Here is a 289-nt window from a genome sequence, read left to right as displayed (position 1 = left end):
CCCTTGAAGACGACGAGGTTGATAGGCTGGGGGTGGAAGTGCAGCAATGCATGGAGCTGACCAGTACTAATCGGTCGAGGGCTTATCCTAAATGTACCCGAGAATATCGGGAAAAATCATAGAAGCGTAACAACTTCTAACCATCGATCGCACGATGAATCAAGCTTTCATATCCAGTTTTGAGGGTGCAAGCCCGCAACGTTTGGTGGTAATGGCGAAAGGGAACCACGCGTACCCATCTCGAACACGACCGTTAAGCCTTTCAGCGCCGATGGTACTTGGACCGCAG

Annotated in this window: 2 rRNA genes; both read left to right on the top strand. The window is 50.9% G+C overall.

What is annotated here, in order from left to right:
• A 23S ribosomal RNA gene (locus KJS52_RS27100) occupies nt 1–90 on the top strand; the annotation flags it as partial.
• A 111-nt stretch (nt 91–201) separates the two neighbouring features.
• Nucleotides 202–289 (top strand): 5S ribosomal RNA (gene rrf, locus KJS52_RS27095); the annotation flags it as partial.

Origin of the sequence: Paenibacillus montaniterrae (assembly GCF_018403185.1) — a bacterium.
Lineage (GTDB): Bacteria > Bacillota > Bacilli > Paenibacillales > Paenibacillaceae > Pristimantibacillus > Pristimantibacillus montaniterrae.
Note: the sequence above shows the minus strand (reverse complement) of the source record. Positions and strands in the feature narration are given on the sequence as shown.